Source organism: Caballeronia sp. M1242 (assembly GCF_017220215.1).
GTDB lineage: Bacteria > Pseudomonadota > Gammaproteobacteria > Burkholderiales > Burkholderiaceae > Caballeronia.
Genome location: NZ_CP071129.1, coordinates 806,849 through 832,970, shown reverse-complemented (window position 1 = coordinate 832,970; position 26,122 = coordinate 806,849). Strand labels below are relative to the sequence as shown.

Here is a 26,122-nt window from a genome sequence, read left to right as displayed (position 1 = left end):
AACGGCATTGGGAAACGATTCTAGCATGGGGGTCATAGCCTTCTTGGCCAAGGAAAGCCCTTCTTTTCAAGGCTTCATCTATACTTTTCTGATGCCCGATTCCCTCATTCGATTCCACTCATTCCGCATGCCGCGTCCCGCAGTTTTCGCTGCATGCTTGGCCCTGTTTTGCACGCTCTGCGCGAGTGCGTCGGCGCAAACGCAGCTTCCGCCGGGCCATCCTTCGAGGCCGCAACTGCTCGCGGCCGAAGGCGTGATGACGAGCGCGAACATCGCGCGCGGCGCGGCCGATATCTGCCACATCGATGCCGCCAAGGTCGCGCGCTTCAAGGACGCTGCGCGCGCCAACTTCGTGGACGCGCCGGACTTCGATGCCGAATGGACGCTCGGTTATCGCCAGGCGCAAGCGACCGTGGACCGCTTCGACAAGCTGAAGACGAGCAATCCGGCCGAGTACAAGAAGGAAATCGACGAGGCGTGTCCCGCGCTCAACCGCGGTATCGACGAAGTCACGCAGCCGCAATAGCGGCGGGCGAACGCGTGCGCTTTGAACGTCGGGTCATCGACGGCCATCTCTTTTAATCCGCGCTATCGACCACGAGCCTGCCGCAGAAATTCGGGGGCGGATGCTACACTCGACGCGCTCCCCCGGCGCTCGCTCCATGGCGGGCACATTCGCTGCGTGGCTTCGCGCAATCGAAGAAGCGCCACGCGCTGCGGGGCACGCTTCTATCGCTCATCAGGAGGCATGACTCTCATGGCTGATTTCCGCATCTGGTCCGACGAATTTCCAGCGAACGGTTTCATGACCCGCGCGCAGGAACTCGACATGCAGGCGTTCGGCACGTCGGGCGAGAACATCTCTCCCGCGCTGCAGTGGGAAGACCCGCCCGCCGACACCAAAAGTTTCGCGCTCACCGTCTACGACCCGGACGCGCCCACGGGCAGCGGCTTCTGGCACTGGGTCGTGGTCAATATTCCGGCCGATGCGCGCTCGCTGCCGCGCAATGCCGGCAAGGCCGACGGCAGTCTGCTTCCTGCGGGCGCGCTGCAACTGCGCAACGACTACGGCACGGTCGGCTTCGGCGGGGCCGCGCCGCCACGCGGTGACAAGCCGCATCGCTACATCTTTCGCATTCACGCGCTTCAGGCGGAAAAGCTGCCGCTCGACCTCAACGCGACCAACGCCGTCGCGCGCTTCATGACGCACCTGAACGAAATCGATTCGGCGACCTACACGGGTCTCTACGAACTCAAGTAACGTGTGACCACGCTGGCCAGGCCGCATGTTCGATCACGCGGCCCGACGCCACAAGCGATTTGAAAACGGCGCGACGTACAATGCGCCGCCTTGCCACTCAAGATCCGTCGATGGATTCCGATCAAGGCCTGCCCCTTCCCCAGCGCTATTGGGCGATTGTCGTCGTCGCGCTCGGCATCACGCTCGCGGTGCTCGACGGCGCCATTGCCAACGTGGCGCTGCCGACCATCGCGCGCAATCTGTCGGCGACGCCCGCCTCGTCCATCTGGGTCGTCAACGCCTATCAACTCGCCGTCACCATCTCGCTGTTGCCGCTCGCCTCGCTCGGCGACCGGATCCGCTACCGGCGCGTGTATCTAGGCGGCCTCGCGCTCTTCACGCTCTCGTCGCTCGGCTGCGCGCTTTCCGGATCGCTGGTCGCGCTTACTCTCGCGCGCGTCGTTCAGGGCTTCGGCGCGGCCGGGATCATGAGCGTGAACACGGCCATCGTGCGCATCATCTATCCGCAGAAGCAACTGGGGCGCGGCGTCAGCATCAACGCCACGGTGGTCGCGATCTCGTCGGTGATCGGTCCGACCGTCGCGTCGGGCGTGCTGTCGGTGGCGTCGTGGCCGTGGCTCTTCGCGATCAACGTGCCGATCGGGCTCGCGGCGCTCGCCATTGGCATGAAGTCACTGCCGCGCACGCCGGGCCACCGGCAGCCGTACGATTACGTGAGCGCCGTGCTCAACGCGCTGTTCTTCGGCATCGCGATCGTCGCGGTCGATGGACTCGGGCACGGCGAGCATCGCCCATTCGTGATCGCAGAATTCATCGCGACCGGCGTGATCGGCACGATCTTCGTGCGGCGGCAACTGAACCAGAGCGCGCCCCTCTTGCCCGTCGATCTGCTGCGCATTCCGGTGTTCGCGCTGTCGATCGGCACGTCGGTGTGTTCGTTCTGCGCGCAGATGCTCGCGTTCGTCTCGCTGCCGTTTCTGCTGCAGGACAGCTTCGGCATGAGTCAGGTCCAGACCGGCTTTCTGATGACGCCGTGGCCGTTCGTGATCGTGTTCGTCGCGCCGCTCGCGGGCGTGCTGTCTGACCGCTATCCCGCGGGGTTGCTCGGCGGCATCGGGCTGGCGGTGCTGACCGTGGGACTCGTTCTGCTCGCGACGGTCGGCGGGCATCCGGGAGCCTTCGACATCAGCTGGCGCATGGCGATCTGCGGGCTCGGCTTCGGCCTCTTTCAGTCGCCGAACAATCGCCAGATGTTGTCGTCGGCGCCGCGTCATCGCAGCGGCGGCGCGAGCGGCATGCTCGGCACCGCGCGCTTGACCGGGCAGACGCTCGGCGCCGCGCTCGTCGCGTTGATCTTTGGCGTGGAGCCGCATCGCGGGCCGTTGATCGCGCTCGGGGTCGCGGCGGTGTTCTCGGCGGCGGCGGCTGTTGTCAGCATGCTGCGGCTTGCCAGCAAGCAGAGCGTCGAAGCCGCGTGACGCGCGGCGCGCTTCTCTTTGACTGAAGCGCCATCGCGGGTCGCTTGATCGCTCGGCGTGGCAGCGGCATTTGCGGCGGCTGTCAGCATGCTGCGACTTGCCAGCAAGCAGAGCGTCGAAGCGGCGTGACGCGCCGCGCTCGTCTTTGACCGAGACCGCATCGCGGGTCGTTGGTCTCGCTCGGTGTCGCGGCCGCTTCTTTGGGGGCGGCGGTCATCAGCATCGTGCGTCTTGCGAGCAACCACAGCGTCAAAGCGGAGTGACGCGCCGCGCTCGTCTTCGACTAAGACCGCATCCTGGGCCATTGGTAGCGCTCGGCGTCGCGGCGGCGTTTTCGCCGGCGGCGGCTGTCCTCACCATTCTGCGGCTTGCCAGCAAGAGTAGCGTCGAAGCGGCGTGACGCGCGGCGCTCGTCTTTGACCGAGACCGCATCGGGGGTCGTTGGTCTCGCTCGGTGTCGCGGCCGCTTTTTTGGGGGCGGCGGTCATCAGCATCGTGCGTCTTGCGAGCAACCACAGCGTCGAAGCGGCGTTACGCGTCGCGCTCGTCTTCGACTAAGACCGCATTGTGGGCCATTGGTAGCGCTCGGCGTCGCGGCGGCGTTTTCGCCGGCGGCGGCTGTCCTCACCATTCTGCGGCTTGCCAGCAAGAGTAGCGTCGAAGCGGCATGACGCGCGGCGCTCCTCATTGACGAAATCCGCATCGCGGGCCGTTGGTCGCGCTCGGCGTCGCGGCGGCATTCTCCGCGGCGGCGGCCGTCAACATGCTTCGTCTTTCCAGCAAGCACAGCGTCGAAGCGTCGTGAGACATGCTGCTCTCGTCCTCCTACTTCGGCCGCATCGCGAGTCGTTGATCGCTCGGCGTCGCGGCGGCATTCTCTGCGGCGGCGGCTGTCGTCAGCGTGCTCCGCATCACCAGCAAGCACAGCGTCGAACCGGCCTGACGCGCACTCCCGCTGCAACTCGCCCGCCATCCATCACGCCCGCTTCTGCATCCATTGCAAGCAATAACGCGATCAATTGGGCACAACCCTTGCTCCCCTTTCGTTCGTGAATCCGCGCGTGAATCTGCCGCGCGACCATCCGAAACGAGCAATAACAGGAGTGTGTTCATGGCGATTTCCCTCAACGGCTACAAGGTAGCGATCCTCGCCGTCGACGGCTTCGAGCAGGCCGAACTCGTCGAACCGCAGCGCGCGCTGAAGGAAGCCGGCGCGCAGGTCGACGTCATCTCGCAGAAACCGGGCGAGATCCAGGGTTTCAAGCACGTCGACAAGGGCGACACCGTGAAGGTGGATCGCACGCTCGACGAAGCGACCGCCGCAGACTACGACGCCGTCGTGTTGCCGGGCGGCGTCGTGAATGGCGACGCCATCCGCCTCGACGCGAAAGCGCAAGCCTTCGTCAAGGAAGCCGATCAGGCGAAGAAGCCGATCGCCGTCATCTGCCACGGCGGCTGGCTCCCGATCTCGGCGGGCATCGTCGCGGGCCGCACGATGACGAGTTGGCCGAGTCTTCAGGACGACGTGCGCAACGCGGGCGGCACGTGGGTCGATCAGGAAGTGCAGATCGACGGCAATCTCATCACGAGCCGCAAGCCCGACGACCTGCCGGCGTTCAATCAGGCGCTCATCGAGGCGCTCAGCAAAGCGCGCGCTGCCTGAATGCGCCGGCTCGACCCACGAACCGGAGCCACGCCGATGCCACGCCAGAGCCGTTTCTTCGCCCGTCTCAGCGCCCTTCTGTTCGCGGCCTGCGCGACCATCGCTCAGGCGCAGACCGAAGACGCCGCGAGCGCCAGCACGCCTGCGAACGCGCCGCCATCGCAGAAGCTCTCGGCGGCCGACCAGCAGTTCATCCAGGACGCCGGCACCGCGGGCGCGACCGAAATCGCGGCAAGCAAGCTGGCGCTCACGCGTTCGGGCGACAAGGACGTGAAGGAGTTCGCACAGCGAATGATCGCGGATCACGCCAAGCTCGCCCGCAACCTCGATGTCATCGCGAAGCGCCACGGCATCACGTCGCCGCCGAGCGCGGATTCGTCGGTCACCGGCAGTCTGCAAAATCTCAAGGGGGCCGACTTCGACAAGGCCTATATTGAGAAAGTCGCGCTCGCCGCGCATCAGAAGGCGGTCGAGCTGTTCGCGAAGGAGAGCGAAAAAGGCAACGATGCCGCGTTGGAGGCGGCGGCGGCGAAGGCACTGCCGATCCTCCGTCACCACTACGCGATGGCGCAGCAACTAGCCAAGGCGAAGGCGTCATGAGCGCCGGGCACCTTCTCGACCGCGCGGACGCACCATGCGTTCGCGCGTCCGCCGGCCCTCGTCCGGCTTATGAGGACTCGACCATGCACATCACGTTTTCCGACGATCCCCCCGTCTACAACGGCGACGATCTCGCCATCCACTTCACGGCGCTCGTCGATGGCGAAGCGGTCGTCTGCTCGATCAGCGCCGAGGCGCTGGAAGACCACTTCGGCGCGAAGTCGCCGCGCGAGGAAGACCTGCTACCCGCGTTCGAAAGCGGCGCGGCGCGCATTCGCGCGGTGTGCGCCGAAGCGCTCGACGACAACGGCGGCCAGTCGGTCGTGCTGCGCAGCGGGCTCTTTCGCGTGGCCGGCATGGAGCCGGAATGATTCCGCGCGCGTCTATGAACGGCTCCGGCGCCGCGCGAGCCGCATTCGCGGGCCACATCCGCGGGCCACATCCGATTAACCGATACTAAAAAGGAGGAAACATGTCCCTGATCATCGCGGGCCGGTTCCAGACTTTTCCTGACGCCGAAACGGCTGCCCAGCGGCTCTTCGCGAACGGCTTCGTGGAAGAGGACGTCACGCTGTTCTTCGTGAACCCGAGCGGGCAGCACGCGCGCTTTCCGATCGGCGGCGACGTCCATACCGACAAGGGCGCGGGCGCCGCGCCCAAAGGCGCCGGCAAGGGCGTGACCATCGGCGCGGTGATCGGCGCGGTCATCGGCGCGGCGATCTTCGCCGTGTTCAAGGCGCCCCTGCTCGTGTCGGTCGCGGCTGCCGGCGTCGGCGCGTATATCGGCTCGCTCGCGGGCGCGATGTCGCACACGAAGAAGAAGCCGGGCGCGGCCGCGCAGCCCGAGGAAGAACCCACGCGTCACTCCGGCGTGCTGGTGGCCGTGCATGTATCGCCCGAGACGTATGACCGCGCCGCGAACATTCTGCGTGAAGCCGGCGGGCTGGACATCGAACGCGCGTCGGGCCGCTGGAAGCAAGGCCGCTGGAGCGACTTCGATCCGCTCAAGCCGCCGCAACCGGTCTGATTGTTACCGTCCGAATCGCATGCAGATAAGCCGAAGCGCCCGGTTCTCACCGGGCGCTTCTTTGTGATTCTTTGTTCTGCGCAGCCATGCGCCGCATCAGAGCCACAGCCGCTCGGTCTGCGTCGGCTCTATATGCGCGCGCGGGCGGCAATCTGCAGGGCGCGGGCGCGCTCGCGTCGAGCCGTGCGGCGACGGCTCGCATAGCTGCGAGTAGGCTGCACGCATAGCCGCAGCAGCCGCCGAAGCAGCGGACCGGTCGATCGCTTCTGCACGTACGTGCAGCGTGATCGCCGACGCCACGATCGCAATGAATACGAGAAGCTCGCGATTGGCGAGCGCGCGTGACCATTTCATCGTTTCTCCTGTTGCCTTGTCGCTGCGCGCCCTGCGTGGGACGCGTCGTGATATTTGCGGCAGACGGCCAGCAATGCCCGTGCCGAAGCATACGTCCGTCCGGGCACGCGACGTGCAATACGTACCCGGCAAGCGCGCGCCTCGCACCGGGGCTGCGTCCAACGCAACTTCGTTACTAAAAGGAGGTGTATATGAGCACGAACGTCGTATCGGTACTGAATGACCTCATCGAAACGTCGAAGGACGGCGAGAAGGGCTTCCTCAAGGCCGCTGAAGACACGCGTGACCCGAGCCTCAAGCTGTTGTTTCAGAACCGCGCGGAAGCCTGCGCGCAAGGCGCCATCGAACTGCAAGGTCTCGTGCAGCGCCTGGGCGGCAAGCCGGAAACGGGCGGCTCGATCTCCGGCGCGCTGCATCGCGGCTGGGTGGATGTGAAGTCAGCCGTGACGAGCCCGACCGATCACGCGGTTCTCGCGGAATGCGAGCGCGGCGAGGACGCGGCGAAGAAGAACTACCGCCAGGCGCTCGACAAGGACCTGCCGGCCGATATCCGCGCCGTGGTCGAACGGCAGTATCAGGGCGTGATCGAGAACCACGACCGCATCCGCGATCTGCGAGATCAGTACGCAGCTGCGAAGTCCTAAGGGCAAACCGCTGTCTTAGGCCATCGCCGCTTTCATGCAGCGATGAAAGCAAAACGGCCACTGACGTGGCCGTTTTGTCGAGCGCACCGCAGGCTTAGTGCGGCTGGCCCTTGTCGTTCGTGCCGAGCGACGAAGCGGCAGCCGCCGCCGACGCGCCCTTCAGCTTGTGGCTCTTGTTCTGCTGATGCAGATACGTGCCCTTCTTCTTCGCATGCGCGCCGGAAGCCGCGTCCGTCGTCGCGGCGCTGTCCGATGCCTGCGCGAACGCCGTTGTCGTGAATGCGAGCGCCAGCGCGCCGACCAATGCCATCTTCTTCGTCTTCATCAAGAGCTCCTTTTGCCGGGGCCTTCCAGCGCCGCAGTACGGCGCTTCTTGCCGCCTCTAGTGACGCCTGAACGGGCCGTCTGTTTTTAGGGTGTCAACGATGCTGCGAGGTGATGCATCTTCTGCTTCGAGCCGCGAGCGGCATGACCGCCTGATGCGCAAACCCGCGCCCGGAGACCGGTGTGCGGCCTTCTTCGGCCACACAACGGACCCCTGCGCGGGTTCGTTTGCTCGCGCCCTGACCCGCCGAGGCAGGCCGGGCATACGAACTATGCCATCACTTTCGTGTTAGTCGGCAGCAATTTTAAGATGGTTCTTCACGGATGCAACACCCGAGACTTCCTTGACAACCTGCTCGGCATTGGTCTTGTCTTCCGCCGACGGCACGGTGCCGGTCAGCGAAACGACGCCGCCGCGCGTCTTCACGTGGATGTGCGTCGACTTCACATTCTTGGCGCTGAGCAGTTCGGCCTTGACCTTGGTCGTGACCGCGCCGTCATCCACCTTCTTGCCGACCTGATCCATTTTCTGGCCGACGGACGATTCCGAGCCCGAGGAGGACGACGTCGAGTTGGTCTGGGCGCCTGCGTTGAGCGCGAACACGACGCACGCGATACCGCCGGCTGCTTTGAGGAATTGAGTCGTCTTCATAGTGATACTCCTTGTTTTCAGTTTTGGTCTTGCGCCCCGGTCTTACCCGCTCGTTGGCGGACATGGATGGAGCGCCCCGTTTGTGTTGCTGGTCTAGTGCGTGTTGCAGCTGCGTCATCTCGGCCGGCGTCGCCGCGCCGACCGCGAGGACCGTGACGCAACATGCGTGCCGGGTCGCGTCCGACGAAGGCAGCGTTCGGCGGCGAACACGTTCGCAAGGCCGAAGTCTGCGGGCTCTCAGCGTTTTCGATGACCTCGCGCGCCATGCCGCCGAGAGCGGCGAAAACCCCGCGCGCCAAGCCTCGCCCGGCGCGGTGCTTTTGTCTGAGCCCGTGTAAAAACTGCGTGAAAGTGGCCTTCCGCACGCATCAATGCGGCGCTCGTCGAGAGAAAAAACTCAAGCTCAGCATGGCTTTAGCAATCGATGGCATAGCTGTTGCTTTAGCTGGTCGACACACACATCGACCCCGTCAAGAACATCGAGGATTAGCAAGCAATGCCGCCTTCACTCGAACTCCGCACCAAGCAAAGCCTTGCGCTCACCCCGCGCCTGCAGCAGTCGGTACGCCTGCTGCAGCTTTCGTCGCTCGAATTTCAGCAAGAGCTGCGTAACGCGCTGGATACCAACCCCTTCCTCGAATACGACGAGTCGCAAACCGAGGACAACGCGCTCGGCGCGGACAACGGCAACTCGATGAGCGACACCGCGCTCTCGCCCGCCGCCGACAGCCCCGCCGAGGCGCCGCTCGCCTCCGAAACCAGCATGGACGGCGATTCGGGCGCGGACAGCGGTTCGCGCGACGACGCCATCAGCGAATTCTCGTCCGACCCGTTCGGACGCAACGCCTCGCGCAACAACGGCGATGGCGAAGGCTCCGATCCGGCCGACTGGGTCCGCATCGAACCGTCGCTGCACGAAACGCTGCACGACGCGCTGCGTCTCTATCAGCTCAACGAACGCGATCGCGCGGTGGCGCAGCTCATCATCGAGGCGCTCGACGACGACGGCTATCTGCGTCAGGAATTGAGCGAACTGGCCGATGTCGTCGACATCGAGCCGGCGATCAACGAGGACGAACTCAATATCGCGCTCAAGCTCGTGCAGTCGCTCGACAAACCGGGCGTCGGCGCGCGCAACCTGTCCGAATGCCTGACGCTGCAACTCGACGCGATGCCCGAAGACACCCCGGGCCGCGACGTGGCGCGCGAAATCGTCGCGCATCATCTGGAGCGGCTCGCGCGCCGCGAGCAGGCCGAGTTGCAGAAGAAGATCGGCTGTAGCGCCGAGGAACTGCGCATCGCGTGCGCGCTCGTGCGCCGGCTCGACCCGAAGCCGGGCGAGAACTACGGCCAGAGCGAAGACAACTACGTGGTGCCGGACGTGATCGTGCGTCAGGTCAAGAAGCAGTGGGTCGTGACGATCAACCCGGCGGTGCTGCCGCGCGCGCGCATCCATCGCATGTACGCGGAACTCTTCGCGCAGTCGGCCGGCGCAAGCCGTTCGCCGCTCGCGCAGCAGTTGCAGGAAGCGCGGTGGCTGATCCGCAACGCGCAGCAGCGCTTCACGACGATTCAGCGCGTGGCCGAATGCATCGTCTCGCATCAGAAGGCGTTCTTCGACTACGGCGAGATTGCGCTAAAGCCGCTCGTCCTGCGCGATGTCGCCGATGAGCTCGGCCTGCACGAATCGACCATCTCCCGCGCGACGGGCAACAAGTACATGTCGACGCCGCGCGGCATCTTCGAGTTCAAGCACTTCTTCCCGCGCGAACTCAGCACGGAAAGCGGCGGCACGTGCTCGGCCGCCGCGGTGCGCGCGCTGCTGAAGGAAATGATCGCGAAGGAAAACACGCGCGATCCGCTGTCGGACGTGAGTCTTGCGAAGATGCTCGCCGATCAGGGCGTGATCGTCGCGCGCCGCACGGTGGCGAAGTATCGGCATCTGATGAAGGTGCCGCCTGCGGAACTGCGCAGGCAGGCTTGAGGCCGAAACGCCGCAAGCAGTTTCCGCGCTCCCTGCACTCAGCGAAGACCCGGTCAAGCGAATCGCAGAGCAGCACAGCAGGAAGCGCCATGTCGGGCCGCCCACATCGGGCGGCCTTTTTTTCGTCAGCGCCAGCCGGACTCGCGATGCGTGCGCTTGCGCGCCGCCGTCGCGGAAAGCTCGGCGCCCAGCAAGAAGACCGCCGCCGAGTAGTAGAGCCACAAGAGGATGACGGCGAGCGATCCCGCCGCGCCGAACATGTTCGCCGTGCCCGCGTGTTGCACGTAGAGCGCGAAGAGCCGCTTGCCGCCTTCGAACAAAAGCGCGGCGGCGGCCGCGCCGAGGGCGGCGTCGCGCCAGCGCATGCGCGTCGTCGGCAGAAACTTGAGCAGAACGGAGAAAGCGAGCATCAACATCGCCAGCGAAATGGCGTGACGCGTGAGGCTCGATAGCACGACGAACGGATTGCCGTCGCCGAGCGCCCAATGGCCGAGCACTTCGACGGCCGCATCGAGCAGCAGCAGCGCGACGACAAGCAGCCCTGCGCCGACCACGAGCGCGAACGACATCACCCGCACGCGCAACAGGCCAACGATGCTCTCGCGCGTGCTGACGAGAGGCGTGGGCCAGATGACGTTCAGCGCGCTGTGCAGCGACGAGAACGTGGCCGACGCGCCGATCAGCACGCCCGCGATGGACAGCACCGCCGTGCTGCGCGCCATGTCCGCGTGCCACGCATTGGCGACGATCGCTTCGAGCGTGTGCGCGGCGTCCGCGCCGACGATGCCGCTGATTTCATCGAAGAGGCGCCCCTGCACGGCATCGGCGCCGAAGAAGATGCTCGCTACCGCGATCACGATGACGAGCGTCGGCGCAAGCGAGAACGCCGCGAAGAACGAGATGGCCGCCGAGAACATCAGGCAGTGGTCCTGAATCCACTGCGTGACGGGATCGGCCACCCAGGAAAGCCAGCCGAAGCGCGTCGTGCGGCCTTCGGCGAGCGGTGTCATTGGCTTGGGAACGTCGCGGTTCATCGGCAGAGGCGGTGCGGGCGTGCGGTTTCGTGATTCGACCGCCGATGTTAGCGTTCCTGCGGGATGGGCGCGTAAAAAAGGCGCGAGCGGAATGATCCGCGCGCGCCTGTTTCTTGCAGCCGGCCGGCCGCAACCGTCAGACGTCTTCCTCGTCCGCGTCGGGATCGACGGCTTCGTCGTCGGCCAGATCGGTGATCTCGGTTTCGTCCTCTACGCCGTCGGGCAGGATGTCCGCGTTCGCGAAGAGGTTGTTGTCGCCGTCGGCCGATGCGTCTTCGCCGGTGCCGGAGCGGTCGCTGTCGCTGTCGAGTTGCGCATCCGACAGGCCGAGCGCGTGAGCGTCGAGTTCGTCTTCGATGTCGCCCGGACGGCGCATTTCGCCCTGCACGTCAGAGCCGGAGTCCGAAGAATCGCTCGGGCCGAGCGCGCCGGTGCCGTGTCCCTTGCCCCATTCCACGCCGCCTTCTTCCGGCGGGTTCAGTGTGCTTCCAGTCATCATCGATCTCCTTCGAGTGTGTCGCGTAGGTGATCGCAAGGACTGTTCCGCTTCGCGACGCCCAAGTGAAAAGCCCCGCGCTTTTCGCAAAGCGCGGGGCCGGGAGGCGTCGAACGGGAGTCTTACGCGCGCGCGGCGCGTTTCGCTTCGGAAGCGCCCTGCTTCACCGTCTTGACCGTTTTCGCGGTGACGGACGTCGCCGTCGCGACGCTGCGCAGATCCGACAGGAAGGAATCGCGCCAGACGGAGAGGTTGTTCTTGCGCAAAGGCGCCATCATGTCGGCGTGGCGCGCCTGGCGTTCGGCGAGCGGCATCGAGAGCGCGCGCTCCAGCGCCTCGGACATCTGCGAGAGATCGAACGGATTGACGACGAGCGCGCCCGGCAACTGATCCGCCGCGCCCGCGAACTGCGAGAGCACCAGCGCGCCCGGGTCCTCCGGGTCTTGCGATGCGACGTACTCCTTCGCGACCAGATTCATGCCGTCGCGCAACGGCGTCACATAGCCGACCTGAGACAGCCGGAACAGCGCCATGAGCAGGTTGCGTTCGTATTTGCGATTGAGGTACTGAATCGGCGTCCAGTCGAGCTGCGCGAAGCGCCCGTTGATGCGCCCCGCCTCGCCTTCCAGATTCTGGCGGATACGCTGGTACGTTTGCACGTCGGCGCGCGTCGGCGGCGCGATCTGCACGAGCGACACGCGGCCGTGCCAGCCGGGCGCGTTGAGCAGAAGCCGCTCGAATGCCTGAAAACGCTCGACGAGACCCTTCGAGTAATCTAGCCGGTCCACGCTCATGATGAGCTTGCGGCCGCGCATGGAGTCGCGCAGGCTCTTGACCTGCTTGCGCGTCGAGTACTGCTCGGCGGCCTTCGCGATCGCGTCCGGATAGATGCCGATTGGATACGCGCCCACCTTCAGCATGCGCCCGAACGCTTGCAACATGCCGTCGTCGCTAAAGTGGCCGCGGCCGCTGCGCTCGATGTAGTCGATAAACGACTGCTTGTCGCTCTCCGTCTGGAAGCCGACGACATCGAACTGGCATAGCGCCGTCATCAGCTCCTCGTGCGGCGGCACCGTGCGCATGACTTCGGGCACCGGAAACGGAATGTGCAGGAAGAAGCCGATAGGGTTCGTCACGCCGATCTTGCGCAACTCCTGCGCAAACGGCAGAAGATGGTAATCGTGGACCCAGATGATGTCGTCCGGCTGCAGGAGCGTCTTCAGCTTCGCGGCGAGCGTCGCGTTCACGCGCATGTAGCCCGCGTACTCTTCGCGGTCGAAACGCGAGAGGTCGTTGCGATAGTGGAAGGTCGGCCAGAGCGTCGCGTTCGAGAAACCGCGGTAGTACTGGTCGTAGTCGCGCCGCGTGAGCCCGACGGTGGCATAGGTCACGTTGCCGTTTTTCTCGACAACGGGGGCGGCCGCTTCGCCGACGATCTCGCCGCTCCAGCCGAACCACACGCCGCCCGTCTCCTTGAGCGCGTCCAGCACGCCGATCGCGAGCCCGCCCGCGCTGGGCTTGCCTTCCTGGACCGGCGCGACGCGATTCGATACCACGATCAATCTGCTCATTACGGCGTCACTCCATCAGTTATTCGTTGCTGCTCGAATTGGCGACGTAGAAACATGCAAGTCTTATGCCTTTTTGCGCCGTTATAGAGTGGGAAATTCGTATCGAGATGTTACGGGCGCACGGAAACACGCGGCGAGACGCGGCCGCGTAGAACTTTATGCTTGTGATGAATATGCCGAATGCGTCGGCGTTCACGCGTCCTGCTCGGAGCCGAGGTCGCGCTGATAGTCGATGCCTTCGGAGCGCACGCCGCCCTGGTTGTGTTCGCCATCGGGCGGAACGCCAGGCGCAGGGCGGTTCTGGCCGGCGGGGTCATGATGCGCAGGCGGCGTGACCGACGTCGGCGCGGCGCCGTTTTTCGCGGCTTCGGCGCGGGCTTCGCGTTTGGACGAATGACGCGCGGAGCGTCGCAGTGCGGGATGCCTCATTGATGCCTCCAGAAAGAAGGCCGTCGCGAATGGACCTCGGCGGCGTCCGACCGATGCTCTACTGGCGTTTGCCAGCAGTGCGTTTCAGAAGAAATGACCGGAAGCCATCGGCGTAGCCGGTCATTGGTACTTTGTCTGTTGTAATCCCTACGTTCGGGATGGAAGTTTGTTCAAGGTTTGCACGGCTTCGGTGAATCGGCCGAATCAAACCTCAGCCGACGTGCGGCGTTTCGTTCGGCCCCGGCGGCGGGTCGCCGATCGGCTGCGTCGGCGGCTCGGGCGGGTCGCGCGTCGGGTCTGGATTCGTATCGGGCGGAATCGGCGTCGGCGGCGGCTGATCGGGCGGCGTCACCGGCGGGTCCGGCGGCTGTGGCGTCTGCGCACTGATCGGCGCGCGGTCGGAGGCGAAATCGGACATTGCGGGCTCCTTGCGGTCTTGTGATCGTGGTTGCATCCTCGTCCGAGGGGCGGCTGCGGTCCGGTCGAACGCGGATGTCGCATGGATCGGCAGCAAGGGTTATGCCCCTGATTTCACCTCGGCCGACGCGTCCATTCGTGTCATTATCGTTGCTGAAAGCGCGCCTGCCAACAAAAACGCCCGCGCTTTTTGCAAGCAGCGGGCGTTATTTTCATGTGAAGATAACCGACGTTCAGCGATTTTCGCTTTCCGATTCGTTCACGTCTCCGCCTTCGCCGACGGCCGCCTTGTTCGCATCTTCACCGTACTCCACGAGCCGGTTGTAGAGCGTTTTCAGGCTGATGCCGAGGATTTCCGCCGCCCGCGTCTTCACGCCGCCGCATTGTTCGAGCGTCGCGAGAATCAGCTGCCGATCCGCCTGCGCAAGCGACGTCCCGAACGGAATCGTCACCGCCGTGCCCGACGAAGGCCGCGATAACGAGATTTGCAGCGGGACGGTCGCCGTGCTGTCGGAATCGGAGCCGGACATGATGTAGGCGCGCTGCACATAGTTCTTCAGTTCGCGCACGTTGCCCGGCCAGTTGTACGACGCGAGCATCTCGCGCACCGCCGGCGGGAAGTCCTTCTTCGTGTTGTAACGGGCGTTCAGCTCGTCGAGGAACGCCTGTCCGAGCAGCTCCACGTCCTTGCCGCGTTCGCGCAGCGGCGGCAGGTTGATCGGGAACACGTTGAGCCGGTGGTACAGGTCGAGCCGCAGCTTGCCTTCGAGCACGGCCTGCTCCGGATCGCGGTTCGTCGCGGCGATCAGGCGCACGTCGGTCTCGATTTCCTTCGTCGTGCCGACGCGCATGAACATGCCCGTCTCCAGCACGCGAAGCAGCTTCACCTGCAACTCGATCGGCATTTCGGTGATTTCGTCGAGGAACAGCGTGCCGCCGTTCGCGCGTTCGAAATAACCCTTGTGCTGACGATCCGCGCCCGTGAACGACCCGCGTTCGTGGCCGAACATTTCGGACTCGATCAGGTTCGGCGAGATCGCGCCGCAGTTGACCGCGATGAACGAATGCTTGCGGCGCAGGCTGAGCTCGTGCAGCGTCTGTGCGGCGACTTCCTTGCCCGTGCCCGATTCGCCGATCAGCAGTACGGAGGCCGCCGTCGGCGCGACGCGGCCGATCTGGTCATAGACCGTCTGCATGGCGGGCGAATTGCCGAGCATCAGCCCGAAACGGCCCATGCGCCGCAACTCGCCGCGCAGCGTGCCGATTTCCGCCTTCAGATCGCCGGCGCGCGGCAGGCGCGACAAAATGGCCTTCACGCGCTGCATGTTGATGGGCTTGACGAGGTAATCGGCGGCGCCCATTTTGAGCGCGCTCACGGCCGATTCCACCGTCGCGTGCCCGGTGATGACGATGAATTCCACGCCGGAGCGCGGATCGAGATCTTCGAACAGGTCGACGCCCGTTCCGTCGGGCAGTTTCAGATCGGTGAAAACGACGTCCGGCGTCTGCCGCACGAGCTGAATGCGCGCTTCGCGCAGATCGCTGGCGGTGGCCGTGGTCAGTCCGTCTTCGCCGATGATCGCGGCTAGCGCCTCGCGGGTACTGGGATCGTCATCGACAATCAATACGTGTGGCATTGCGTCTCGAATTCTTCCAAAGCGTTTCAGGGTCACACGCCGCGTAGCAGCGTGGTCTTCTCCGGGCGACTGGGGCCGTCCGGGCCGGTGCGTCTGGCGGGTCGGGTGCCCGTAAGGCTAAAACCCGACCGCGAAGCGCAGAAAACAGATTAATTTCCGAAAGTTCCGCACGCTTGGGTCTCTGAGCCGTAAGTTTTTCCAATTCGCAACTTATGGCAGAGGTTCAATGATTATAAGGGTTAATCAAGATAAAAACGCACGCCGCGAGGGCGTGCGTTTTATTGCGTGAGGATCGCGAAGGATTCGGCGGATCAAGCCGATGCGCCAACCGCGTGGTGTCGATGCGAATTGCGCGATCAGCTTTTCGGGAAATGCCACGCGTCAGGCGTCCCGCCGACGACGTACTTGCCGCCGCGCGAGCGTGCTCCTTGCCAGCGGTTTGCGCCGCTGACGGCACGCCGCCCGTTTGCGTCCTGCGACTGCATCCATTTCCAGGCGAGTACGCTGCCGACCGCGAAAAGCGCCCCGAACACTCCAATCGATGACCGTGCCATTGTTCTTCTCTCCCGTGTCGTTAAGTTCGATGCCGCACGCCCGCTAGAACGGGCGAACGATCCGCGTGATTAACGCGAAATGATTGCGGCGAGCAGGAAACCCGCGGCAGCCGCCATGCCGAGCGATTGCCACGGATTCTCGCGCACGTACCGCTCGGTGCAGTCGATGCTCGCGCGATAGCGGCTCTGCGCGTTCGCCTGCGCGTCTTCGAGCGCGGCGCGGGCCGTGTCGGCGTGATCGCGCAGACGCGAGCGTAGCGCCTCGACGCCCTCGCCCGGCAGCGCCGACGACAGCCGCAACAACTCTTCCGAGTCGTTCAGCAGCACCTTGATGTCTTCGATGATCTTCTGCTTGCCCAACGCAAGCTGGACAGTCGTGTGACTCATGAATCAGTCCTCGCCAAGTGGGTCTTCCGCAAAATTGCGGATCTCATTAAAGCTACAGCGGCCAGGCGACTACTGCGCCTTCGGCACCGTCACCAGCGGCCGATGCGCGCCGCTCCCCGTCATGCGCGCGCGCAGCCGCCGGATGATGCCGCTCGCCGTCAGCGCGCCGCCTGCCACGCCGAACACGAGGCTCGTCACGTTGGCGGCGCGAGCGAGCGCGGGCGTGCCCGCCGCGTAGCCGAGCACCGCGCACATCAGCGCCGTCACCAGCGCGACGGCCGCCCAGTGATAGATGTCGATCGGTTCGCCCGCCGCGAGTTCCTGCCGATCGCCCGACGGCCGCGCGCCCCTGTCGCGAGCCAGCCGGGTTTGCGCCGAATCGCGGCGCTCGTCGGCGGCAACATCGAAATCGAAAATGTCGTCCATGATGTGCTCGACCTCTCCCGTTGCCCGTTCTTCAGCTTCCCGTCTCGGGCATTCGAATAAGGATGAGTACGGTGAAGCAGCTTCTGTGCCATCCGCGCTAAGGCGGCGCACGCGCGGGCGTCTGCGCAAAAGTCGAAATAGACGCGCGGCTGTCGGGTAACTCTTACGCCGTGGCCTTGTAAATTTGCGGCGCGCACGGAGAACCTTTCCGGATATCGCGCACGGCCCCAAACGCAATCAGACAAATTGCCATCCGACCGACGGCACGCATTGCCGCAATATCGTCGCGAATGGTTAAATAGCGTTTATGAGATAGAGTCGCACGGCGAAACATCGAGTCGCGCCGCGACTCCGGACTGACGCTTTCGAGGGCAACCGGCTCATCGCCATCGGGCGCACGACAGCGCAGCGCGTCAGCACCGCCGCGCCGCTGCCGACGCCCGACGCCACGGACCCGCCCGGCCGCGCCGGACATTCAGCCGATTCGAGCGACCGCGCGCGTCCACGGGCGGCACGTCAGCCGAAGGCGCCGCGCGCCGCTCGCCCATCACATTCGCAGAACTCAGGAACTATCAGGACCTATGGCGTCAACCGATCTTGACCCGCCGCTTGTCGCAGGCGAAACACCGGCGCAGAAAAAGCGCTCTGCGGGGGACGTGCCGGGTTTGAAGTCTTACGGACTACTGTACGGCTCGTCGCCCGTCATGCTGGAGCTGTACGCGCAGATCGAGCGCGTCGCCGCCACCGACGCGACCGCGCTCATCATCGGCGAGTCGGGCACCGGCAAGGAGCTTGTCGCGCGGACGATTCACGACAACAGCGCGCGCAAGGACGCGCCGTTCATCGCCGTCAACTGCGGCGCGATTCCGGACAACCTGATCGAAGCCGAGCTCTTCGGCCACGAGAAAGGCAGTTTCACGGGCGCGGTGCAGGGACGCATCGGCTATTTCGAACATGCGAACGGCGGCACGTTGTTCCTCGACGAAGTGACCGAAATGTCGCCGGTGCGTCAGGTCAAGCTGCTGCGCGCGCTGGAAACCGGCACGTTCTTTCGCGTCGGCGGCAATGATCTGATCAGTTCGGACGTGCGCGTGATCGCCGCGACGAACCGCGATCCGGTCGCCGCGGTCAAGGAAAACGGGCTTCGCGAAGACCTGATGTACCGTCTCGCCGTGTTCCCGCTGCGCGCGCCGCCCCTGCGCGAGCGCGACGCCGACCGCGAACTGCTCGCCCAGCATTTCCTCTCCGAAATGAACGCGCAGGAAGGCACGAACAAGGTTTTCAGCAAGCGCGCGCTCGATGTGCTGCGCACGTATTCGTGGCCCGGCAACGTGCGCGAGTTGAAGAATACGGTCTATCGCGCGTTCATCCTCGCTGAGAAGACGGTCGAAATCGCGCATCCGCACCTGGCGTCGCGGGTGAAGAAGCCCGTCACGCAGGGCGATGCCATGAACGTGTGGGTCGGCACGCCGCTCGCGGACGCGCAGAAGCAGATCATCCTCGGCACGCTCAAGCACTGCGGCGGCGACAAGCGGCGCGCGGCCAAGGCGCTCGGCGTCAGTCTCAAGACGCTGTACAACCGCCTCGGCGCGTATGAAAACGAAGACACCGACGCGAGCGACACCCCTTCAACCAGCGAAAGCTGATTCTCGTCTCACCGCCGCAGGAGGCCGTCGCAGCCTCTCGCGGCGTCCTTCTCAGACGGCCCGCGTTACGAAATCCGCAACGCGTTCCCGCCGCTTGCAAATTCTTGCAATTTTCTCGAAGCGGTAATTAGAGGCATGCTTCAAAATGCCCGAAGCCCGCGACAGGACTCGCATCCGAGTGCCTGCTCGAAGGAACGTCGGCTGCGGCCTTTCGGAAGACCGCAGCGAGAAAAAACGGCAGACGAAGGAAAAGCAATATGCAGATTGGTGTCCCCCGGCGCGGCAAGCGCGCCGCCGCGCTCGCCGCGATCACGAGCGGCGTCATTGCGTGCCTGACGCTCAGCGGATGCAATTCCCTCTATAGCGAAGGCGCGACAGCCGGCGCGGGTATCGCGGGCGCGGCCGTAGCGGCCAAGGTGACGGACAACGCCGCCGTGGCGACCGGCATCGGCTTAGGCGCGGTAGCGGCGGCGCGGGCGGGCGTGCAGTATACGCAGCGCATCGTACACACGGATACGCAGGACAAGATCGCGGCTGTCGCCGGCCCGCTCGCGGTGGGCGCGGTGGCCCCGTGGGTCGTGACGCATTCGATCCCGCTCGAAGAAGACGAAAAAGGCCGCGTGACGGTCAGCCGCACGATCAGCAGCGGCGCGCTCGACTGCAAGGAAATCGTGTTCTCCGTCGATCGCGACGCCACCAAGGACCGCCCCGCCGACAGCGCGTTCTACGTCGCGTCCGTCTGCCGTGACGGAGCCAAGTGGAAATGGGCGTCGGCCGAACCCGCCACGCCGCGTTGGGGCTCGCTGCAATGACGGTGCGGCTCGCAGTTCATCCCGCGCTGCGCTTTTCGCTTGCCGTGGCGGTCGCCGCCGCGTGCGTGACGATGAGCGGATGCGCGTCCATCGGCGCGGCCACAGGCGCGGTCGCGGGCATCGCGACAGGCGCGGTGACGACGAATCCGGCGATCGGCATCGGCGTCGGCATCGCGGTGCAGGCCGCCACCGACGAAGCCGTGAAGCGCGTGTCGAAGTCGCTGCATACGGATCAGCAAGTAGCCATCGCGGCTGCGGCAGGCGTTGCGGCCGTCGGCGAAACGCGCCCGTGGAAGGTCAAGCACACGTTGCCGATTGAAAACGGCCACGGCGATGTGCGCGTGCTGCGCGAGTTCGACAACGCGCTCGCGAGCTGCAAGGAGTTCGCGTTCTCCGTCGTGGACGGCGACGATGCGAACGCGCACGCCGACTGGTTCGTGGCGAGCGCGTGCAAGCAGACGGAAGGCTGGAAGTGGGCGTCGGCAGAGCCAGCGGTCGAGCGTTGGGGGAATTTGCAGTAGGCGTAAAGCACACGCGGCGTACGCAAAAAAGCGCGGCTTCCATTTTCGGAAGCCGCGCTTTTTATTTGGGCTATAGAACCGCGTAATCTGCTTGGGCGTCTACTCGCGTTTTCCGTGGTGAAGGACGACGATGCAGACGCACCCACGCCACAAAAGCCGAGCGACAAACCGCCCGTTCAGGCCTCGACATCCTCCAGACTCAGCATCTCCGTCTGGTCGTTATACGAGAAGATCTCGCCGTAACGTCCCCAGTCGATGACCGCATCGAGCGTCTCCTGCGCGGCTTTATCGGAGAGAAAGTCTTCGAGTTCCTGCTCGAAGCGCACGCGCGGCGCGCGATGCCCCGGCCGCTCGTTGAGCACCTTCTTGATGCGCGCGGCGAGCGGCACGTGCCGCAGCAAGTGCTCGGCGAACATCATCTTGCGTTCCTGCGTGCCGAATTCCGCGAACACGCGGGCCTGCGGCGTCAGATAGATGTCGCCTTCGCGCACGTCCGCGAAACCGAGATGTTGCAACACTTCGGCGATCGGGAACAGGTCGTCCACTTCCAGATGCAGCGTCCGCGCGATCTCCGGCATGTCCGCGCGGCCGTGGTACGGCTCGGCGGCGAGCGTTTCGATGAGACCGGCCATCAGGTTCGTCGACACGGACGGCAGCCAGCTTCCCAACTCCAGCCCCTTCCTCTTCGCGTCGTCGAGCTGACGGGCAGTCATCTTCGCGTAGATGTCGTCCACCAGGCGCCGGAACGCCGGGTCCAGACGGTTGCGCGGGTGCTTGAACGGCACCTTGATCTCGGCCATCACGCGGCCGGGATTCGACGACAGCACGAGAATGCGGTCGCACATGAACACCGCTTCTTCGATGTTGTGCGTCACGATCAGCACGGACTTGATCGGCAGACGGCCCTGCGTCCACAAGTCGAGCAAGTCGGTGCGCAGGTTTTCGGCGGTCAGCACGTCGAGCGCGGAAAACGGCTCGTCCATCAGGAGCAGCGTCGGATCGACGACGAGCGCCCGCGCAAAGCCCACGCGCTGCCGCATGCCGCCCGACAATTCGCGCGGATAGGCGTTTTCGAAGCCGTCCAGACCGATCAGGTCGATAGCGGCGAGCGCCCGCTCGCGGCGCTCTCGCGCGCCCACGCCCTGCGCTTCGAGACCGGCCTCCACGTTTTGCAGCACGGTCAGCCACGGAAAGAGCGCGAAGGTCTGGAACACCATCGCGACGCCCTTCGCCGGGCCGCGCAACGGCTCGTTCAGATAGGTCACTTCGCCGTCGGTCGGCTCGATCAGTCCGGCGATGATGCGCAGCAGCGTCGACTTGCCCGAGCCCGAGCGCCCGAGCAGACCGACGATCTCGCCTTCGCGCAGCGAGAGGTTCGCGTCGTCGAGCACGAGCAGTTCGCCCTGCGTCTTGTTGAAGCCGCGGCTCACGTTCTGCACGCGCAGAATCTCCGCGCCGAGACGCGGCGGCTTCAGCGACGCCGACGCAGGCGCGCCGGCGGGCGTGCCGGGAGTGCGCACCGCCGCCTGCTGGGCGGGCGTCTGAGTGTTTTTAAGGTTCTGCATCGGAACTCGTCCTCAATCCAGTCGAAGCCGCGCTTCGGCGTAGGCGTACAGCGGGCGCCACAACAGGCGGTTGAACAGCGTCACGAAGAGCGACATCACCGCGATGCCGAGAATGATCTTCGGGTAGTCGCCATCGGCCGTGTTCTGCGCGATATAGGCGCCCAGTCCGTGCGCGACGACGCTGGTCTTGCCCCACGACACCGCTTCCGCGACGATGCTCGCGTTCCACGCGCCGCCCGAAGCGGTGATCGCGCCGGTGACGTAGTACGGGAAAATGCCCGGCAGCATGGCCTTCTTCCACCACTGCCAGCCGCGAATCTGGAAGTTCGTCGCGGCTTCGCGGTAATCGTTCGGATAAGCCGACGCGCCCGCGATCACGTTGAAAAGGATATACCACTGCGTCCCGAGCACGATGAGCGGCGACAGCCATATATCCGGGTTCAGATGCCAGCGCACGATCACGACGACGAACACCGGAAACAGCAGGTTCGCCGGAAAGGCCGCGAGGAACTGCGCGAGCGGCTGGAACTTCTCGGCGAGCGCCGGGCGCAGGCCGATGAGCACGCCGATCGGCACCCAGATCACCGAGGCAATCGCGATCAGCACCACCACGCGCAGCAGCGTGATAAAACCGAGCACGAAGACGTGTCCGACTTCGCCCCAGGTGACGCCCGTCGCGACGAACGACACCACCTTCCAGACCACGTACGCGGTAATCACGAGCACCGCCGCGCCCCAGGCGATATCGCCGGCGCGCGTCGACGACACCGGCGCGCGCAGCGGCAGCTTCACGCCTTGCAGCGACGGCAGTCTGATCGGCACGCGCGCCGCTTTGGCGAGAATCCATCCCGCCGGCACGAGCAGGCGGTGAATCAGGCGCGTGCGGCGAATCAGGTCGAGCAGCCACGACTCCGGCGCGTTGCCCGAACTCGTGTTCTCCATGCGGAACTTGTCCGCCCACGCGACGAGCGGGCGGAACATCAACTGGTCGTAGGCGAGAATCACGACGGTCATCGCGAGAATCACCCAGCCGATCGCGCCGAGGTTGCGCTCGCCGATGGCCGCCGCGAGATACGCGCCGATGCCCGGCAGCACGATGCTGCGATTGCCGACCGTGATCGCCTCCGACGCCACGACGAAGAACCAGCCGCCCGACATCGACATCATCATGTTCCAGATGAGGCCGGGCATCGAGAACGGCACTTCGAGCTTCCAGAAGCGTTGCCAGTTGGTCAGGTGAAAGCCGCGCGAGACTTCGTCCAGGTCGCGCGGCACCGTGCGCAGCGACTGGTAGAAGCTGAACGTCATGTTCCACGCCTGGCTCGTGAAGATCGCGAAAATGGCCGCGCACTCCGCGCCGATCACGCGCCCCGGGAAAAGCGCGAGAAAGAACGTGACGGTAAAAGAGATGTAGCCGAGCACCGGCACCGACTGAAGGATGTCGAGAATCGGCACGAGCACGAGCGACGCGCGCCGGCTCTTCGCGGCGAGCGTGCCGTAGGCGAGCGTGAAGACGAGTGACGCGACCATCGCGGCCAGCATGCGCAAGGTCGTTCGCAACGCATATTCGGGGAGATTCGCGGGGTCGAGCGAGATCGCCTGCGTCTGCAGGGTCGAGATAGGCGCGAGCGTTTCGTGAAAGCCGACAGCGGCGAGCGCGATGATGCAGATAATCATCGGGAACGCCACGAAGTCCCAGCGGTTGGGCAGGAGCCGCCAGGCGGACGCGTTCGCCGTGCGATTCAGATTGAAACCAAATTCCATTCAAGGCCCTCCCCGTAAGGCTGTGTTACGACCGCGCACGGCGCGGATGATGCTCGAGACGGCTAGTGCCGTCGTCCGGGCGAGCCCCCTCACCTTCGTTGCCGCGACGGCGCGCGATGGCGCACGACGGGTTCAACAGGTTCAACGCGTCCGGCCGCCCGCCGGACGACACGCGCTCGCGCTGAACCGAGCGACACTACACCACTCACGATGACAGGCACAACCTTCGCGCCGAACTTTGCGCTCGCGGCGTGCGGCTTCTGTTGCTCATCGGCACGGCCGGGCCGAACTGAAGGGCCGGCGCAAACCGGCGCGCGCCGCTTCATCCTTGCAGCGCGCTTTCGGCCCGCCATCGCGCCGAATGCAGGCACAAGCGAGCCGCCGCGGCAAGCAAACCGCGCGGTTGCGAGGCAATGTGTTGGGCGAACGCCGTTCGCATTAATAAGGCGCTTGATAGACGACGAAAAACATCGTCCAATCTGGGCTTGTCACAAACAATAAATGAGCGCCGATGCAATGCGAGACGCCAAGAACGAGTCGGAAGGCCGTCCGACGGACACGAGACACCTTTCTGGCCGCACGCCCGAAGCTCGCGCGCATGCACAGACCGCCGCCGCGCCTGACAGACGCAATGAACGCGCCCGGGCAAGCCGGCTGACCGCCCGCCTCAGGGCGGCGATTATCGCGTTTTTGGCCGGTGTCGGCGAGTCCCCGCGCGAATCGGAATCGGCCACGCTTGGCGCTCAGCTTCTCGCGGCCGCGTCGCGGGCACGCGCCGAACACCCGATGGCCGCGGCGTGACGCCGCGACACGGGCCAGACCGATGAAAAAGCTCCTCCTGCACCGTGCCATCGCGACGCTTTGCCTCGCGTTGCTCGCGCTCGGGTGCTGGGTCGCCGCCGGCCTGCTGTCGGACCGCATGGTACAGCAGGAGATGGCCGCCACCGTGCGCACCGAACGGCAGATGGCGGCTTCCATCGTCGACAACATGGCGCAGATCATCGCGAGCGACCTCGCCATGTCCCGCGCCATTCCCGCGACGCTCGCGCAGATGGACGTCATGCAGCGCGCGCTGTCGGAGTCGCGGCGTTACGCGTCGAGCGTGAAGGCGACGGAAACCGTGCGGCGCGAGCAATGGATGGCCCGGCCCGGACTCGACAAGGTGAACCGCTTCCTGCACGACGCGCAGGGCTTCTCCGGACTCGACTCCCTCTGGCTCGTGAACGAACAGGGTTACTGCATTGCGTCGAGCAACGCGGGCGAAGACAACAGCTTCATCGGCTACGACATGAGCGGCCGGGCCTATGTCGTGCGGGCGCTGCTCGGCGGTTTCGTCGAAATGTACGGCGTCGGCCGGCTGTCGGCCGAACCGGGCATCTTCATCGCCGCGCCCGTGTACCAGGACGGGCTCTTGGTCGGCGCGGTGATCGCGAAGGTGAGCATCGACCGGTTGCGGCACTGGGTGTCGCGCCCCGGAACCTTCGTCACCGACGAGAACGGCGTCGTGGTGATGGCGCACGACGGCCGGCTCGAATATCAGGCGATGCCGGATGCGGCTATCGCGCGCATGACCGCCCGCGAGCGCCTCGAACACTATCGACGCGACGCGTTCGCGCCTTTGCGCATCGAAAACGTCGGCGAGCGCATGCGGCAGTCGGCGCCCTGGCTCGCGCCCGCGCTCGCGAAGGGCTTCTTCGCCGTCAACGGCGAAACCGTGCCCTCGCTGTACGACGAGCGCACCGGCCTCAACTCGGGCTTGTCGGCGCATATCGTCCACCCGCTCACCAGTTGGACCGAAATCACGCGCAACCATAGCCGCGACCGCCTGCTCGTGTTCCTCACGATGCTCGGCGTCGTGACGCTCGCCGTGGTGATCGCCACCTCCTATTCGCGCGAGCGCAGGCTGCATCGCGCAACGCGTGATCTCGCGGAGCAGTTGCAATCGGCCAATACGCTCTTGTCGGCGGAAGCGCGCCACGACGCGCTCACGGGCGCCCTGTCGCGCCGCTATTTCCTCGACACGCTGCGGCAAGAGGTCGAACTGGCTCGCTCGACCGGCACGCCGCTGTCGGTCGCCATCGCCGATCTCGACCATTTCAAGCAGATCAACGACCGCTATGGGCACGCCTCGGGTGATCGCGCGCTCGAGCATTTCGCGGAAGTCTGCCGCGAGCAGCTTCGTCCGAGCGACGCGATCGGGCGGCTCGGCGGCGAGGAGTTCGGCATTCTGCTGCCGCAGACGTCGCTCGCCGACGCGCAAGCCGTGCTCGAACGGCTGCGCAAGCGCTTTCATCACGAGCACTGCGCGCATTTGCCGGACGATGCGGTGCTTTCGGTGAGCATCGGCATCACCGAACAGGCGAGCGACGACGCGCTCGAATGGATGCTCTCGCGCGCCGATCTCGCGCTCTACGAGGCCAAGTCGCGCGGGCGCGACCGCAGCGAAGTGCGCCCCGCCGACCCGCCGGCCACGCGCCACACCGAAGACTCGCTCGCCGGCAAGTAGCGCCGCCGGCTTCCCCCTCGTCGCCACACGGACATGTCCGCGCAGGTATCATCGGTTCTTGGGTATCGACTGCGTGGCTGTTATCGGGAGGAATGCATGAAGGGAAATCTGGTCATCGTGTGCCGCGATCAGGATGCTGAAACGTTCGACCAATTGCTCGCGGAGTACGGGTCGTTCCAGACGCGGCTGTCGTCCACCGCGTGGTATCTGAAAATCGACCTCGCGCCGGAAGTGATTCAGGAGGAAATCCTGTCGCGGCTCGGCAAGTACACGACGCACTACATCTTCGAGGCGTCCACCGTGACGTACAACACGGTAGATAGCGAGGCGGCCTCGGCGCTTCAGACGCTGTTCGACTGAGCCTTGCCGA

The 26,122-nt window shown here is 65.1% G+C and carries 28 protein-coding genes; 15 read left to right on the top strand and 13 right to left on the bottom strand.

What is annotated here, in order from left to right:
- Positions 1-157: 157 nt before the first annotated feature.
- From JYK05_RS03850 to JYK05_RS03820, 7 genes are all read left to right on the top strand, one after another.
- Positions 158-526: a hypothetical protein gene (locus JYK05_RS03850; protein WP_241269842.1), complete on the top strand. Its 369-nt coding sequence runs from the start codon at positions 158-160 to the stop codon at positions 524-526.
- A 231-nt stretch (positions 527-757) separates the two neighbouring features.
- Positions 758-1,261: a YbhB/YbcL family Raf kinase inhibitor-like protein gene (locus tag JYK05_RS03845; protein WP_175939842.1), complete on the top strand. Its 504-nt coding sequence runs from the start codon at positions 758-760 to the stop codon at positions 1,259-1,261.
- A 110-nt stretch (positions 1,262-1,371) separates the two neighbouring features.
- Positions 1,372-2,739, top strand: coding sequence for an MFS transporter (locus JYK05_RS03840; RefSeq protein ID WP_206467820.1), 1,368 nt, complete (start codon positions 1,372-1,374; stop codon positions 2,737-2,739).
- A 1,111-nt stretch (positions 2,740-3,850) separates the two neighbouring features.
- Positions 3,851-4,402, top strand: coding sequence for a type 1 glutamine amidotransferase domain-containing protein (locus tag JYK05_RS03835; RefSeq protein ID WP_206467819.1), 552 nt, complete (start codon positions 3,851-3,853; stop codon positions 4,400-4,402).
- Between the two features lie 36 nt (positions 4,403-4,438).
- On the top strand, positions 4,439-5,002 hold the full coding sequence (locus tag JYK05_RS03830; RefSeq protein ID WP_206467818.1) for a DUF4142 domain-containing protein: 564 nt from the start codon (positions 4,439-4,441) through the stop codon (positions 5,000-5,002).
- An 83-nt stretch (positions 5,003-5,085) separates the two neighbouring features.
- Positions 5,086-5,373 (top strand): DUF1488 domain-containing protein, encoded by a 288-nt coding sequence (locus JYK05_RS03825; RefSeq protein ID WP_175939838.1) that lies wholly within the window; start codon positions 5,086-5,088, stop codon positions 5,371-5,373.
- A gap of 101 nt (positions 5,374-5,474) precedes the next feature.
- A complete protein-coding gene (locus JYK05_RS03820; RefSeq protein ID WP_175939837.1) occupies positions 5,475-6,029 on the top strand; it encodes a hypothetical protein in 555 nt (184 codons plus the stop codon).
- 96 nt (positions 6,030-6,125) lie between these two features.
- Here JYK05_RS03820 and JYK05_RS03815 read toward each other — a convergent pair whose 3' ends face one another.
- Positions 6,126-6,383, bottom strand: a complete 258-nt coding sequence (locus JYK05_RS03815; protein ID WP_206467817.1) for a hypothetical protein — start codon at positions 6,381-6,383, stop codon at positions 6,126-6,128.
- Between the two features lie 191 nt (positions 6,384-6,574).
- Here JYK05_RS03815 and JYK05_RS03810 point away from each other — a divergent pair, with 191 nt between their 5' ends.
- Positions 6,575-7,027 carry a PA2169 family four-helix-bundle protein gene (locus tag JYK05_RS03810; RefSeq protein ID WP_206467816.1) on the top strand — a complete coding sequence of 151 codons (453 nt, stop codon included), beginning with the start codon at positions 6,575-6,577 and terminating at the stop codon, positions 7,025-7,027.
- Positions 7,028-7,121: 94 nt separating this feature from the next.
- Here JYK05_RS03810 and JYK05_RS03805 read toward each other — a convergent pair whose 3' ends face one another.
- Both JYK05_RS03805 and JYK05_RS03800 read right to left on the bottom strand, forming a co-directional pair.
- Positions 7,122-7,352, bottom strand: coding sequence for a hypothetical protein (locus JYK05_RS03805; RefSeq protein WP_206467815.1), 231 nt, complete (start codon positions 7,350-7,352; stop codon positions 7,122-7,124).
- 288 nt (positions 7,353-7,640) lie between these two features.
- The gene (locus tag JYK05_RS03800) at positions 7,641-8,003 is read right to left on the bottom strand and encodes a BON domain-containing protein (RefSeq protein WP_175939833.1); all 363 of its coding nucleotides are present in this window, start codon (positions 8,001-8,003) and stop codon (positions 7,641-7,643) included.
- Positions 8,004-8,499: 496 nt separating this feature from the next.
- On the opposite strand from JYK05_RS03800, the gene JYK05_RS03795 reads away from it, so the two are divergent.
- Entirely contained in the window at positions 8,500-9,987 is a 1,488-nt protein-coding gene (locus JYK05_RS03795) for an RNA polymerase factor sigma-54 (RefSeq protein WP_206467814.1), read from the top strand.
- Between the two features lie 125 nt (positions 9,988-10,112).
- Here the strand turns inward: JYK05_RS03795 and JYK05_RS03790 are convergent, their stop codons facing one another.
- From JYK05_RS03790 to JYK05_RS03755, 8 genes are all read right to left on the bottom strand, one after another.
- A complete protein-coding gene (locus JYK05_RS03790) occupies positions 10,113-11,021 on the bottom strand; it encodes a YihY/virulence factor BrkB family protein (protein ID WP_206467813.1) in 909 nt (302 codons plus the stop codon).
- A gap of 136 nt (positions 11,022-11,157) precedes the next feature.
- A complete protein-coding gene (locus JYK05_RS03785) occupies positions 11,158-11,520 on the bottom strand; it encodes a chemotaxis protein (RefSeq protein WP_206467812.1) in 363 nt (120 codons plus the stop codon).
- A gap of 119 nt (positions 11,521-11,639) precedes the next feature.
- A complete protein-coding gene (otsA, locus tag JYK05_RS03780) occupies positions 11,640-13,088 on the bottom strand; it encodes an alpha,alpha-trehalose-phosphate synthase (UDP-forming) (RefSeq protein WP_175939829.1) in 1,449 nt (482 codons plus the stop codon).
- A gap of 192 nt (positions 13,089-13,280) precedes the next feature.
- Positions 13,281-13,517, bottom strand: a complete 237-nt coding sequence (locus tag JYK05_RS03775) for a hypothetical protein (protein WP_175939828.1) — start codon at positions 13,515-13,517, stop codon at positions 13,281-13,283.
- 211 nt (positions 13,518-13,728) lie between these two features.
- A complete protein-coding gene (locus JYK05_RS03770; RefSeq protein WP_175939827.1) occupies positions 13,729-13,935 on the bottom strand; it encodes a hypothetical protein in 207 nt (68 codons plus the stop codon).
- Positions 13,936-14,167: 232 nt separating this feature from the next.
- A complete protein-coding gene (locus JYK05_RS03765; protein ID WP_175939826.1) occupies positions 14,168-15,571 on the bottom strand; it encodes a sigma-54 dependent transcriptional regulator in 1,404 nt (467 codons plus the stop codon).
- A 623-nt stretch (positions 15,572-16,194) separates the two neighbouring features.
- Positions 16,195-16,512 (bottom strand): YqjD family protein, encoded by a 318-nt coding sequence (locus tag JYK05_RS03760; protein ID WP_175939825.1) that lies wholly within the window; start codon positions 16,510-16,512, stop codon positions 16,195-16,197.
- Between the two features lie 69 nt (positions 16,513-16,581).
- A complete protein-coding gene (locus JYK05_RS03755; protein ID WP_206467811.1) occupies positions 16,582-16,938 on the bottom strand; it encodes a hypothetical protein in 357 nt (118 codons plus the stop codon).
- A gap of 581 nt (positions 16,939-17,519) precedes the next feature.
- On the opposite strand from JYK05_RS03755, the gene JYK05_RS03750 reads away from it, so the two are divergent.
- From JYK05_RS03750 to JYK05_RS03740, 3 genes are all read left to right on the top strand, one after another.
- On the top strand, positions 17,520-18,584 hold the full coding sequence (locus JYK05_RS03750; RefSeq protein ID WP_175939823.1) for a sigma-54-dependent Fis family transcriptional regulator: 1,065 nt from the start codon (positions 17,520-17,522) through the stop codon (positions 18,582-18,584).
- 257 nt (positions 18,585-18,841) lie between these two features.
- Positions 18,842-19,396, top strand: coding sequence for a hypothetical protein (locus JYK05_RS03745; RefSeq protein WP_175939822.1), 555 nt, complete (start codon positions 18,842-18,844; stop codon positions 19,394-19,396).
- Positions 19,393-19,917 carry a hypothetical protein gene (locus JYK05_RS03740; protein WP_206468205.1) on the top strand — a complete coding sequence of 175 codons (525 nt, stop codon included), beginning with the start codon at positions 19,393-19,395 and terminating at the stop codon, positions 19,915-19,917. Before JYK05_RS03745 ends, JYK05_RS03740 begins: the two co-directional genes overlap by 4 nt.
- Before the next feature lie 176 nt (positions 19,918-20,093).
- On the opposite strand, the gene JYK05_RS03735 is transcribed toward JYK05_RS03740, so the two are convergent.
- Complete coding sequence (locus tag JYK05_RS03735; protein WP_241269840.1) at positions 20,094-21,482, bottom strand: AAA-associated domain-containing protein; 1,389 nt, start codon at positions 21,480-21,482, stop codon at positions 20,094-20,096.
- A gap of 12 nt (positions 21,483-21,494) precedes the next feature.
- On the bottom strand, positions 21,495-23,246 hold the full coding sequence (locus JYK05_RS03730) for an ABC transporter permease subunit (RefSeq protein WP_206467810.1): 1,752 nt from the start codon (positions 23,244-23,246) through the stop codon (positions 21,495-21,497).
- Positions 23,247-23,747: 501 nt separating this feature from the next.
- Between JYK05_RS03730 and JYK05_RS03725 the strand changes: the two genes are divergently transcribed.
- The 3 genes from JYK05_RS03725 to JYK05_RS03715 all read left to right on the top strand — a co-directional run bounded on the left by JYK05_RS03725 (position 23,748) and on the right by JYK05_RS03715 (position 26,112).
- Positions 23,748-24,047, top strand: a complete 300-nt coding sequence (locus JYK05_RS03725) for a hypothetical protein (protein ID WP_206467809.1) — start codon at positions 23,748-23,750, stop codon at positions 24,045-24,047.
- Between the two features lie 22 nt (positions 24,048-24,069).
- On the top strand, positions 24,070-25,752 hold the full coding sequence (locus tag JYK05_RS03720) for a sensor domain-containing diguanylate cyclase (protein ID WP_206467808.1): 1,683 nt from the start codon (positions 24,070-24,072) through the stop codon (positions 25,750-25,752).
- Between the two features lie 96 nt (positions 25,753-25,848).
- Complete coding sequence (locus tag JYK05_RS03715) at positions 25,849-26,112, top strand: hypothetical protein (protein ID WP_175939818.1); 264 nt, start codon at positions 25,849-25,851, stop codon at positions 26,110-26,112.
- Positions 26,113-26,122 lie beyond the last annotated feature (10 nt).

Coding starts and splice junctions, on each gene's coding strand:
- JYK05_RS03830 (WP_206467818.1), top strand. CDS start 4,439: ATGCCACGCCAGAGCCGTTTCTTCGCCCGTCTCAGCGCCCTTCTGTTC.
- JYK05_RS03730 (WP_206467810.1), bottom strand. CDS start 23,246: ATGGAATTTGGTTTCAATCTGAATCGCACGGCGAACGCGTCCGCCTGG.
- otsA (WP_175939829.1), bottom strand. CDS start 13,088: ATGAGCAGATTGATCGTGGTATCGAATCGCGTCGCGCCGGTCCAGGAA.
- JYK05_RS03800 (WP_175939833.1), bottom strand. CDS start 8,003: ATGAAGACGACTCAATTCCTCAAAGCAGCCGGCGGTATCGCGTGCGTC.
- JYK05_RS03795 (WP_206467814.1), top strand. CDS start 8,500: ATGCCGCCTTCACTCGAACTCCGCACCAAGCAAAGCCTTGCGCTCACC.
- JYK05_RS03765 (WP_175939826.1), bottom strand. CDS start 15,571: ATGCCACACGTATTGATTGTCGATGACGATCCCAGTACCCGCGAGGCG.
- JYK05_RS03820 (WP_175939837.1), top strand. CDS start 5,475: ATGTCCCTGATCATCGCGGGCCGGTTCCAGACTTTTCCTGACGCCGAA.
- JYK05_RS03835 (WP_206467819.1), top strand. CDS start 3,851: ATGGCGATTTCCCTCAACGGCTACAAGGTAGCGATCCTCGCCGTCGAC.
- JYK05_RS03735 (WP_241269840.1), bottom strand. CDS start 21,482: ATGCAGAACCTTAAAAACACTCAGACGCCCGCCCAGCAGGCGGCGGTG.
- JYK05_RS03760 (WP_175939825.1), bottom strand. CDS start 16,512: ATGAGTCACACGACTGTCCAGCTTGCGTTGGGCAAGCAGAAGATCATC.
- JYK05_RS03845 (WP_175939842.1), top strand. CDS start 758: ATGGCTGATTTCCGCATCTGGTCCGACGAATTTCCAGCGAACGGTTTC.
- JYK05_RS03785 (WP_206467812.1), bottom strand. CDS start 11,520: ATGATGACTGGAAGCACACTGAACCCGCCGGAAGAAGGCGGCGTGGAA.
- JYK05_RS03750 (WP_175939823.1), top strand. CDS start 17,520: ATGGCGTCAACCGATCTTGACCCGCCGCTTGTCGCAGGCGAAACACCG.
- JYK05_RS03815 (WP_206467817.1), bottom strand. CDS start 6,383: ATGAAATGGTCACGCGCGCTCGCCAATCGCGAGCTTCTCGTATTCATT.
- JYK05_RS03775 (WP_175939828.1), bottom strand. CDS start 13,517: ATGAGGCATCCCGCACTGCGACGCTCCGCGCGTCATTCGTCCAAACGC.
- JYK05_RS03770 (WP_175939827.1), bottom strand. CDS start 13,935: ATGTCCGATTTCGCCTCCGACCGCGCGCCGATCAGTGCGCAGACGCCA.
- JYK05_RS03805 (WP_206467815.1), bottom strand. CDS start 7,352: ATGAAGACGAAGAAGATGGCATTGGTCGGCGCGCTGGCGCTCGCATTC.
- JYK05_RS03715 (WP_175939818.1), top strand. CDS start 25,849: ATGAAGGGAAATCTGGTCATCGTGTGCCGCGATCAGGATGCTGAAACG.
- JYK05_RS03745 (WP_175939822.1), top strand. CDS start 18,842: ATGCAGATTGGTGTCCCCCGGCGCGGCAAGCGCGCCGCCGCGCTCGCC.
- JYK05_RS03725 (WP_206467809.1), top strand. CDS start 23,748: ATGAGCGCCGATGCAATGCGAGACGCCAAGAACGAGTCGGAAGGCCGT.
- JYK05_RS03790 (WP_206467813.1), bottom strand. CDS start 11,021: ATGAACCGCGACGTTCCCAAGCCAATGACACCGCTCGCCGAAGGCCGC.
- JYK05_RS03755 (WP_206467811.1), bottom strand. CDS start 16,938: ATGGACGACATTTTCGATTTCGATGTTGCCGCCGACGAGCGCCGCGAT.
- JYK05_RS03825 (WP_175939838.1), top strand. CDS start 5,086: ATGCACATCACGTTTTCCGACGATCCCCCCGTCTACAACGGCGACGAT.
- JYK05_RS03810 (WP_206467816.1), top strand. CDS start 6,575: ATGAGCACGAACGTCGTATCGGTACTGAATGACCTCATCGAAACGTCG.
- JYK05_RS03720 (WP_206467808.1), top strand. CDS start 24,070: ATGAAAAAGCTCCTCCTGCACCGTGCCATCGCGACGCTTTGCCTCGCG.
- JYK05_RS03840 (WP_206467820.1), top strand. CDS start 1,372: ATGGATTCCGATCAAGGCCTGCCCCTTCCCCAGCGCTATTGGGCGATT.
- JYK05_RS03740 (WP_206468205.1), top strand. CDS start 19,393: ATGACGGTGCGGCTCGCAGTTCATCCCGCGCTGCGCTTTTCGCTTGCC.